Origin of the sequence: Dissulfurimicrobium sp., from assembly GCF_049968175.1 — a bacterium.
Taxonomy (GTDB): Bacteria; Desulfobacterota; Dissulfuribacteria; order Dissulfuribacterales; family Sh68; genus Dissulfurimicrobium; species Dissulfurimicrobium hydrothermale.
This window is the reverse complement of sequence record NZ_JBMFRG010000086.1, coordinates 1-6328: the sequence shown is the minus strand read 5'-3', so window position 1 is coordinate 6328 and position 6328 is coordinate 1. Positions and strand designations below refer to the sequence as shown.

Annotated in this window: 4 protein-coding genes; all 4 read left to right on the top strand. The window is 51.0% G+C overall.

Annotated elements, in window-relative coordinates; all coding sequences use genetic code 11:
- A partial coding sequence (locus ACP5SG_RS09135; protein WP_428123833.1) for a penicillin-binding transpeptidase domain-containing protein occupies positions 1-1315 on the top strand: 1315 nt, incomplete at its 5' end.
- On the top strand, positions 1305-4241 hold the full coding sequence (locus ACP5SG_RS09130) for a UDP-N-acetylmuramoyl-L-alanyl-D-glutamate--2,6-diaminopimelate ligase (protein WP_428123826.1): 2937 nt from the start codon (positions 1305-1307) through the stop codon (positions 4239-4241). The genes ACP5SG_RS09135 and ACP5SG_RS09130, both read left to right, overlap by 11 nt.
- Positions 4238-5317, top strand: a complete 1080-nt coding sequence (gene mraY / locus ACP5SG_RS09125; protein WP_237887580.1) for a phospho-N-acetylmuramoyl-pentapeptide-transferase — start codon at positions 4238-4240, stop codon at positions 5315-5317. Before ACP5SG_RS09130 ends, mraY begins: the two co-directional genes overlap by 4 nt.
- An 11-nt stretch (positions 5318-5328) precedes the next feature.
- Positions 5329-6328, top strand: a 1000-nt coding sequence (locus ACP5SG_RS09120; protein ID WP_428123816.1) for a Mur ligase family protein, incomplete at its 3' end; no start/stop codon positions are given.

The following is a 6328-nucleotide window of genomic DNA, read 5'->3' as shown; positions in this document are numbered from 1 at the left end:
CTGGATTGCGAAGGTTTCGGGCATACTTGGCATCCCTGAAGGCGAGATAAAGGACAGGGTATTTTCCACACGCAACTTTGTTTGGTTGAAGAGCGGGCTTAGTGAGGCGGAGGTGCAGGGATTGAAGGCCGCCGATATCTCAGGCATAGGCGTCGCCGGGGAATACAGACGTTTTTATCCTTATGGAGGTCTTGCCGTCCAGATCCTTGGTTTTACTGACCATGATGGAAACGGCCTTGAGGGCGTGGAGGCCTTCTATGACAAGAGACTCGGTGCTATGGAGTGTAAAGATCCCGAAGCACCAGGTTGCAGCCTGCATCTTACCATCGAAAGAGGTGTACAGTCCATGGCAGAGGAGGAGTTTGGTTCGGAGCTGACCAGAATGAAAGGTGAAAAGGGTTGTATGATTGTCATGGGTGTGAATACAGGTCAGATATTGGCCATGGCCGTAAGACCCGTATGGGAGCAGGGAAAATGCTGGCAAAATGATCAAGATGGGGGCGGATTCAGCAATTATGCAATAAAGGCCGAGGTGGATCCATCGATGTTTTTTGTCTTTGTCAACTGGATTTCCAAAGAAAGATCCTCGCAGGAACTGCAGGGCGGTTCAGATCAAGGTGGTCAGGTTCAACCGTCTGTGTCGACCGTTCGAACCGAAAGGTTTAATTTGGTCAACATAAGTGATAAATTCGGCATATTTGGACCATGGACGAGCGACGAGATCAAATCGGTCGGTTTCGACGCCAGTGTGCTTAACGGCATGTGGAGACTTGGCTTCGGACAGCTTACTGGTATTGATCTGCCTGATGAGGAGATGGGGCGCCTGCCGTCGAGTCCTCCGTATTCATGGGACGACCTTTTGCTCCAAGGTATGGCCGCAAGCCCTGTGCAGATGCTCCGCGCCTTTTGCGCCCTCATAAACGGCGGCAAGCTTGTTTGGCCTCATGTCGCCTTTGAATATGTCGGGAAGGGCCAGAAGACCCACCTTGAAAGTGGCATCTTGTCCGGCGGTCGTTCCATACAGTCTGCTGAGGCGTTGGCGTCTGGGTTCAGAGAGAAGCTGGGACGCCTTGACGGCGATCCGGTTTTTAGCATCAGGCTACACGACGAGCCTGGCAGCACCAAGGGAATCGCACAGATCGTTGCGCTCGGTTTCTGGCCTGTCGATAATCCTATTGTATGTTATATAGTCGTCCTTGACAATGTGAGGGGGGACCCAGCCATGTATAAAGAGGTCTTTGGAGGTATAAAAAGGGTAGCTATGGCTGCGGCCAAATTGCCGTTAGAGATGAATATCCAAAAAAATGAGAGATAAAGAGATCTTAGCCATCCTGGACGATGCGGCAGGTGTCACTTGCAATTCGAAAAAGGTGCGGCCTGGATTTGTATTCGTGGCCATGCCTGGCACAAAGAGAGATGGTTTGAATTTTGTAGCTGATGCAATAAAGAACGGGGCCGGGGTGGTTGTGACTTCCCATGAGGGTGCCTGTCGATTGAAGGGTCTGAATAGGGGTGGGGTTAAGATATTCGGTGTTGATGATCCAAGGAGTGTATTCGCCAGATTAGCCAGTATTTTTTATGGAGAGCCATCCAAAGGGCTTATAGTGGTAGGGGTTACAGGAACCAATGGAAAGACTACGGTTACTTATCTTCTGGAGTCGATATTCAGAGAGGCCGATCTGAATCCAGGTGTTATAGGGACTATAAGCATGAGATATGCTGGAATGGAGACCGCCTCGGAGCTCACTACGCCCGATTCTGCGGCGATCCAGGCCTGTCTTGCAGAGATGTTGAGGGGCGGGGTAAAGGCTGTGGCAATGGAGGTCTCTTCCCACGCCATAGACCAGAAGAGGGTAGAAGGGTGTGAGTTTAAGGTGGCAGTATTTACTAATCTAACACGGGATCACCTGGACTATCACCATGATATGGAGGCCTATTTTCTTACAAAGGCCAGGCTTTTTACCGAATATAAGGTGGGTCTGTCTGTGATAAACCTGGATGATCCTTATGGATTGAGGCTCTGGGCTATGATCGATGGATCCGGCAACCGGAGGATCAGTTATGGTTTCGACCGTAGTGCTGATATATGGCCCGAATCTTTTGAATCGAGTCTTGCAGGGCTTAAGGCAAGGATCTCAACCCCCTTTGGTGAAATTGATATCAAATCAAGGCTTATAGGCAGACATAATCTATCAAATATCCTCGGTGCGATCGGTGCAGCCGCCGGTCTTGGCATTGATCTTAATATTGTCAGACGCGGAATAGAATGTCTTGATAAAGTCCCAGGGAGGCTTGAGCCGGTGGCCATCCACCAAAGAGACATCACGGCATTGGTTGATTATGCCCATACCCCAGATGCATTGGAGAATGTCTTAAAGACCCTGTCCAATCTCGCTATAGGGCGGATCATATGTGTGGTCGGATGCGGAGGTGACAGAGATCAGGGCAAGAGGCCGATTATGGCCAGGATTGCGGCGAGATACTCCGATATTGCTGTCTTTACTTCTGACAACCCGCGAGGTGAGGATCCGGCCTTCATATTGAATCAGATGCTTCAGGGTCTGGCGGAGATCCCTGCCGGAGAGAGAGATGGCTATTCGGCGCATGTGGAGGTTATTCCAGACAGGCGTGAGGCTATTTTTTGGGCGGCTGCCAGAGCCGAGACCGGCGATTGCGTCTTGGTTGCAGGAAAGGGGCATGAGACATATCAGATCATAGGGGATGAAAGGATTTATTTTGATGACAGAGAGGTCTTGAGGGAGGCCTTCGGGCCACGGATTTCTTTGTGTCAGGTTGCAAGCGCTATAGGAGCCGAGGTCGTATATGGCAAGGGATCGAATGGGGTCAGTGTGCAGCTGGAAAAGGTGCTGATCGGTGGTATATCCACAGACACGAGATCCATCTTGCCTAAGGATCTATTTTGGGCGTTTAAAGGTGGGCGTTTTGATGGAAGGGACTTTGTGTGTGAGGCAATTAAGAAAGGTGCCTGTGGTGCGATTGTATCGCATGAAGACATGTCGCTTTTAAAGGACGTTTCGACCGATGCTCCGCTTCTCGCCGTCCATGACGTCCTGAATGCCTTTGGAGACCTGGCTTCGTGGTACAGGAAGCGCCTTGGACTGGGTGTGTTTGCGATAACTGGGAGCTGCGGTAAGACCACTACAAAGGAGGCCATAGCATCTATCTTTCAGAAGAGATGGAGGGTTGTAAAGACAAAGGGCAACTTCAACAACTTGATAGGCCTTCCATTGAGTCTTTTTGAGGCCAGGGAAGGGGACGACTGGGCGGTCCTTGAGATGGGTATGAACCGGCCTGGTGAGATTGCAAGACTTGTAGAGATTGCAGGTCCTGATGCGGCGCTCATAACAAACATCAGACCTGTACACCTCGAAGGGCTCGGCGATCTTGAAGGCGTGGCAAGGGAGAAGGGTGAGGTTTTCAAGGCCTTGGGTAAAGACGGAACGGCCGTCGTCAACCTTGATGACCCGCTTGTTTTGGAGGTTTCCCGTGCCATCGACTGCAGAAAGGTCTTCTATTCCGTAACGGGTGGGTCAAGAGGGGGGGGTCGCCCAGATGTCTTTCTAGTCTCGTGGTCGCCTCTGGATGCCGCTTTCTATATCGAGATCGATATCGCAGGTCATTTGGTGAGGTCCGATATCCCGCTCATAGGCACAGCCAATGTTCAAAACGTTGTTGCCGCAGCTGCGGCGGCATATGCCATAGGCCTCACAGACGACGAGATAACGGCAGGTCTGCAAGAAATGAAAGGGCTGCATGGGCGCATGGGGCTTGAAGATCTAGGCTGTGATTTTTATCTGATCGACGATAGCTACAACGCCAATCCAGCATCGATGGCCATGGCCCTTGAGACGCTGTCAGTTTGGGGCAGGGGTAAAAAGATAGCGATTTTGGGCGATATGCTGGAGCTCGGCAAGAGATCTGTGTCTTTTCATCAGGATCTGGGTAGAAAGGCAGGTCTTTCAGGGGTTGATCTGCTAGTTTCCATGGGTGAGTTTTCAACCGTCGTTGCAGAGGAGGCAAGGAAGGCCGGGGTTGAGGCGTTTGCCTTTGATGACATGGATGCATTGATGCATTGGCTTAGCAGTTGTCTTGACCGTAGAGGAGCCGGTATATTTTCATGTCCATGCACCATACTCGTAAAGGGGTCTAGAGGGGTCAGATGCGATAGGGTCTCTGGGGTTATAAGGGCTGCCTTTGCAAAAGAAAGAGGTGTGTCGTGATCTTTTATCTGCTTTACCCCCTTCATGAATTCTGGCCCGTTTTCAATGTCTTTCGCTATATAACATTCCGTACTATCTATGCGACGGTTATGGCATTTCTCGTGGTCTTTCTTTTGGGCGATTGGTTCATTAAGAGGCTCAGGGCGATGCAGATGGGGCAGGTGATAAGGCAAGACGGTCCTAAGGCCCATCTTTCAAAGGCCGGGACGCCAAGTACTGGCGGTGTCCTTATAGTAGGGGCGATAGCCTTTTCCACGCTTTTGTGGGCCGATCTCAAAGAGATATATATTTGGATATGTCTTATAGTCCTTTTGGGGTTCGGGGCAATAGGTCTGGCCGACGACATCTTGAAGATCAAAAGGCGCAATTCCAGAGGATTGCCAGGGCGATGGAAGCTTGTCTGCCAGGCCTTTTTCTGCGCTGTTGCTGGCTATATCCTCTTTGTTGATGGGTATTGGGGCTCGTATCTGAGCATCCCATTCTTCAAAAACATACGACCCGATATTGGGATGTTCTATTTTTTTTTCGCCATGCTGGTGGTGATTGGTGCATCTAATGCCGTGAATCTGACGGATGGGCTGGACGGTCTTGCCACCGGGCCATTCGTAGTGGCTGCCGCAGTCTATACTCTTTTCAGCTATCTTGCCGGCCATGTTGTTATAGCCGAATATCTTCAGATCCCTTACGTTCCAGGGGCGGGCGAGCTTGCGGTTTTCTGTGGGGCGATGGTTGGGGCCGGGCTCGGGTTTTTATGGTATAATTCCTATCCGGCAAGCATCTTTATGGGGGATTCAGGTTCCTTGGCCATGGGAGGCGCGTTGGGTACAGTGGCGGTCTTGATAAAACAGGAGCTCCTGTTGGTTATTGTGGGGGGTATCTTTGTAGTGGAGGCCTTGTCGGTGATAATCCAGGTGGGATATTACAAGGCTACGGGCGGCAGGAGGGTATTTAAGATGGCGCCGCTTCATCACCATTTTGAGCTCTTGGGGGTCAATGAGCCCAAGGTCATAGTGAGGTTCTGGATAGTAGCCATAATCCTCGGCCTTTTGGCCATAAGTACCCTGAAATTGCGGTAAATCATATACAGATGATGGATCTGAGGGGTAAAAAGATAGTGGTTTTGGGGATAGGGGCATCCGGTGAGGCCGCTGCAAAGTGGGCTGAATCCCGCGGGGCCATGGTGGTTGTAAGTGATCTTAAACCTATTGGGCGTTGGCCATCTGATTTTATCGAATGGGCAAGGGCAAGAGGGGTGGGCATAGAGGCGGGCAAAAATGATCCCAAGACCTGCCTTTCAGCTGATATGGTTATTGTGAGTCCAGGGATACCGCTTGATGCCCATGTCGTAAGATCGACGCTGGAGTATGGGATACCCATTACTGGAGAGCTTGCGCTGGCTGTTTCGTTATGGCGTGGGCCATTGATTGCGATTACAGGGACAAATGGCAAAACCACTACCACGAGCCTGGTGGGGGAGATGTTTAAGACTGCTGGACTGCCCCATGTTACGGCTGGCAATATTGGGGTGCCGTTATTGGGTTTTTTGCAACACGATGAATACAATAGCGGCGAGGCGGCTGTTTTGGAGGTCAGTAGTTTTCAGCTTGACGCCTTTTCCTTGAATCGCGGTTGGTTTAGGCCGCCAAGATTTAATATAGCTGCATTTTTGAACTTGTCGCCCGATCACCTGGATCGTTACCCTGGCCTTGCGGCATACGGGGAAAGCAAGGCGAGTCTGTTCAAATTCCAGACCGGTTCCGATTGGGCCGTCATGAACGGCGACGACCCCAACCTTTTGCCTTTTAGGGACAGGGGTATGGCAAAGCGGCTCATTTTCGGTCGTTGCGATCACGGTCTTCACGGGGCGCTGATAAGACGCGAAAGCGGACAAATCATATTAAGGTTGCCCGAATCGATCGGTGGGTCTGATGAGGTCTATTCGCTTAAAAATTGGGGGCTTAAGGGTATCCACAATCTTGAGAATCTCGCCGCAGCTATTCTAATCGCAAGGGTGTCTGGTATCGGGCCCGCTGTCGTGCAGGAGGTCATTTCAACATTCAAGGCCCCGCCCCACAGGATAGAATGGG

What these genes read in the sequence shown, in the direction of transcription:
- ACP5SG_RS09130 (WP_428123826.1), top strand. Translation starts at nt 1,305, where the DNA reads ATGAGAGATAAAGAGATCTTAGCCATCCTGGACGATGCGGCAGGTGTC.